This window comes from Xanthomarina sp. F1114, assembly GCF_026410255.1.
Lineage (GTDB): Bacteria > Bacteroidota > Bacteroidia > Flavobacteriales > Flavobacteriaceae > Xanthomarina.
On the sequence record NZ_JAPMLL010000029.1, the window covers coordinates 1 to 3,770 of the forward strand.

Annotated in this window: 2 protein-coding genes; one reads left to right on the forward strand and one right to left on the reverse strand. The window is 37.9% G+C overall.

Going from position 1 to position 3,770, the window contains the following annotated elements; genetic code table 11:
• Positions 1-419: 419 nt before the first annotated feature.
• Complete coding sequence (locus OS188_RS14640; protein ID WP_267149599.1) at positions 420-1,595, forward strand: lipoprotein N-acyltransferase Lnb domain-containing protein; 1,176 nt, start codon at positions 420-422, stop codon at positions 1,593-1,595.
• 321 nt (positions 1,596-1,916) lie between these two features.
• Here the strand turns inward: OS188_RS14640 and OS188_RS14645 are convergent, their stop codons facing one another.
• The gene (locus OS188_RS14645; protein ID WP_267149600.1) at positions 1,917-3,308 is read right to left on the reverse strand and encodes a sugar transferase; all 1,392 of its coding nucleotides are present in this window, start codon (positions 3,306-3,308) and stop codon (positions 1,917-1,919) included.
• Positions 3,309-3,770 lie beyond the last annotated feature (462 nt).

The window sequence follows — 3,770 nt, forward strand, 5'->3', positions numbered from 1 at the left end:
AATCCGAAGGGGTGGATGAAGGAGGATGGCCCAGCGCAGCGATTGCCATCCGCATGATAGGGATTTTTCGTAGTTTTCAAGAAAATAAAAATCAGCCTAGATTTTTTTGGTTCGTTTTTTCATCAATGGAAAAAATGAACGTATATATTTTCAAGTTCTCCATCTAGACTTCCTGCCCGTCCGGCAGGCGGGTTTGGTTCGTTTTTTCATCAATGGAAATCGCAGATTCACGAACACCAACTATAAAATAGAAGCGATGATGAGTAAAAGATGAACATATAAAACAATTGTTTCAAGTACATATCATACCAAAAAAAAGCACCACTCCCTAACTCTCAACAAAAGCAGCATAAAGAACTCAAACAAGCTATAAGAAATCACATAGTTTTCACTAAATTTGAAGCCAATAAAACCACCTTATGCAAAAAATTGTTTTAGCCTTTAGTGCATGTCTTTTTGTTATTCTTTCGTCCTTTTCTCAAACCAGACGCCTCTCTCCAGATGCCGAAATTACGGTGCTTACCATAGGACCAGGCAGCTCCCTAAACGATGCTTTTGGACATAGTGGCTTTAGAATAAAAGACACCCGCTTGGGGATTGACGAAGTTTATAATTATGGTATTTACGACTTCAATACACCTAATTTCTATTTAAAGTTTGCCCAGGGAAAATTAGACTATCTTATTGGAAAGAATGCTTATAGCGATTTCTATAATAGTTATGTCTATCAAAACCGAAGCATTCAGGAGCAGACCTTAAATCTTAGTCAGAACGAAAAACAACAGCTATACAATTTTCTTTTAAACAATTACAAACCTGCTAACAGAAGTTATCTCTACGATTTCTTCTTTGATAATTGTGCCACAAAAATTAAAGATGTGGTGGTTACAAACGTCGACTCTCAAATTGTCTTTAACGAACCCGAAGACTTTCATGTGCAATCGTTTAGAACCCTAATTCAGGAGCAATTAGATGTAAACTCCTGGGGAAGTGTGGGTATAGACCTCGCTTTAGGTTCTGTAATAGACAGACCTGCCACCCCAGAAGAGCATATGTTTTTACCTCAGTATATTCATAGCTTCTTTGGGGCTGCTACTTTTGGTAATACCGACAAAAACCTAGTGAAAAAAGATGAAGTCCTCTTTAAAAAGAAAGCAACTGAGACCTCTAAAAATCTATTATTCAGTCCTTTTGTTATTTTAGGACTTCTAGGAATCATCATTATTGCCATAACCTATTCCGATTATAAAAAGCAACGTAGAACCAAACTTTTAGACCTCCTTATATTCTTAATCACAGGACTTATAGGTGTTTTAATCTTATTTCTTTGGTTTGCCACAGACCACGAAGCCACAGCTCAGAACTACAACCTCCTTTGGGCCTTTGCTCTTAATCTAGTTGTTATTGGACAGCTTAACAAACCTCACCCGAAATCGTGGTTTATTAAATACCTAAAGTTTCTGGTAATTATGTTGTGCTTACTCAGTTTTCATTGGGTCGTAGGTATTCAGGTGTTTGCTATGGCATTATTGCCTTTATTACTCTCTTTAGCAGCACGCTATGTCTTTCTTATTTGGTGGTTTAATAGGGAGTGAGGTGTTAGGTGTTAGGTTTGAGGTGTTAGGTTTGAGGTTTGAGGTTGAAAAGTTTAAGTTTTAATTGCAAGTCATCATTGAGAGCCTGCCCATCTGAAGGCGGTAATACCAAAACTTAAAATAAAGGTGTTCGTGAAGGTATTTGTCACGTCGCTTCTTCATCACTCCTCGCTATGACGGAGTAATTAGTAACTCGCAGATTTTTATATATAAACACCAAACTATCTTCTACCAACTACTCACCACTCACTACCAACTACCAACCACTCACCACTCACCACTCACCACTCACTACCAACTACCAACTAACTCTCCCTCCAATCACTGCCCCCTATAAAACAACATCGTACTCAGCGTTTTCACAATAACATTGGCATCTAAAAAGAAACTTCTATGCTTGATATAGTACAAATCGTATTGGAGTTTTAGCAGACTATCTTCTACCGTAGAGCCATAACGTACTTTTACCTGTGCCCATCCCGTAAGGCCGGGTTTAATAATATGCCGGGTTTCATAAAAGGGGATGACCTGGGATAATTCGTTTACAAAATAAGGACGTTCGGGTCTGGGACCTATCAGACTCATATCGCCTTTTAGAATATTTAAAAACTGAGGAAACTCATCCAATCTAGAGCGTCTTAAAAACTTGCCAAAGGGCGTTACCCGAGCATCGTTCTTTTGGGCCCAAACAGCGCCATTCTCTTCGGCATCTACTACCATAGTTCGGAATTTAATAATAGAAAACAGCTTCCCATTTTCACCCACACGTTCCTGTAAATAAAACAAAGGTCCCCTATTACCAAATAGGTTTCCTACTAAGATAACAGGCAATAATAGCATTCCAATAAGCACCCCGACAAATGAGAAAACAATATCAAACAGACGGTGAAAAAACAGGTATAGTTTATTCTTATTACTTCGGCTGAATGGGAAATATTTATAGAAGTCTTTCCCAACAAATTGCACAGGCACCCTATAGGTAATATCTTCAAAAACCTGAGTGTATTCTTTAATTGAAAATCCGCGCTCTAAGAGCAGTATCAAATCGTTATAAATTTCAGTTGTAATAGTTTCAGCATTATAACTAGCCACTACAATTTCAGAAATGTGTTCTCTTTCAATCACTTTATGAATGTCTTCACAAGCGTATTCGGCAATCCCTTCATAAGAAACTTTCCCCTTGGCTATGGCTTCACAATTAATAAAACCGACAATCTTATAATTAGGATCTGAGGTTTTAAAGGCTTCTACAATGCTTTCTATATTGGAGGTCTCGCCTACAATCAGCACTTTTTTATAAAACCGGGGCGAGTTTATAAAATTCACATAAATAAGTCGCCAAATAATAAGAGCAGACACAATGGCCAAATAAAAATATAGAATTTGCAGTCGGTTATTAGGTAAAGAAGGCGTAAAAAACGGTGTTAACAGATAGAACAGCACCGTGACGGAGGTGGTTAAAACAATATTACTAAATACTTTATCCTTTCTGGAGGCCTTTTGTAGGTCGTAGAGTTCAAATACGGTTCCAAAGACACTCACATATCCCATGAGTACCACAATCCAGGTCCAATTTTGGTGCGTCACAGAAAAATAATCGAAATCGAAGAGCGTACTGATGAGATATAACATTCCAAGAATGGCCACCAAATCCATTATCCGTAATAAGATTTTCCGTTCAGAAATATTAAAATGAATATCCTTTTTTGACATAGTATTTAAAAAGTCGGAGTAAAGATAATAAGTTAGAGATACTATGCAAGCATAATTGAGCTTATCGGATATGATGTTGGGTGTTATCGGTTATCGGTTATCGGTTATCGGTTATCGGTTATCGGTTATCCCACACCTTGGCATACGCTTCGGCGGGCAGTGGGTTATTAGTTGAAATGAGTTTGAGGTTCATGGTTTGAGGTTCATGGTTTAAAATTCAAGATTCAAAGTCATCCGATTTAAAAACAAAATGGTATTTGATTATTTACCTTCTGTTTTAAAAGAAATACGGGATTGTTTTGATTTGAATACATAACAAACACCTTCCAAAATATTATAAAAAAGACTACACCAAGCTCCCCTCTTTAGTTACGACCGAGCGTATAAAAATAGTCCTGTGGACTATTTTAGCGAAGGGGCGAGCTGGCGCGTGGGCATGGACAGACGCAATTTGGGCAGGCC